Source organism: Streptomyces johnsoniae (genome assembly GCF_031845565.1).
GTDB classification, from domain to species: Bacteria; Actinomycetota; Actinomycetes; order Streptomycetales; family Streptomycetaceae; genus Streptomyces; species Streptomyces johnsoniae.
Window position 1 is genome coordinate 1 of sequence record NZ_JAVREV010000091.1, and the last position, 415, is coordinate 415.

At 71.6% G+C, this 415-nt stretch carries 1 protein-coding gene; it reads right to left on the reverse strand.

What is annotated here, in order from left to right; genetic code table 11:
* On the reverse strand, positions 1-415 hold a 415-nt coding region (locus tag RM779_RS33415; RefSeq protein ID WP_311621553.1), incomplete at both ends, for an ABC transporter permease family protein.

The following is a 415-nucleotide window of genomic DNA, read 5'->3' on the forward strand; positions in this document are numbered from 1 at the left end:
GCCGAGGAGCGCCGCGAGGGTGGCGATGGTGAGCGACTGCCAGACGACGATGCGGCGCAGGGTGCCCGGGGACAGGCCGATGCGGTGCAGGCGTACCAGGTCGGGGCGGAGTTCGGTGGCGGATGAGGTGATGGTGATGCCGAGGACGGTCACGACGGCGGCGAGTGCGAGGCCGAGCATGAGGTACCACACGGAGGACGGGGTGGTCTCGGGTCCGGTCTCGATACGGACGTCCGACATGACGACGTCGACCGGTTCGAGCGCCTTGACCAGCCGCTCCTCCGTGTCGGGGGCGAGGCCGGCGGGAGAGGCGATGACCGAGTAGTTCACGGTCGTCGCGCCGAGCGCGCGGGCGGCCCTGCTGGTGATGTAGGCGGAGGCGCGGGTACGGGTGGTGGCGTCGACGGGGTCGGAG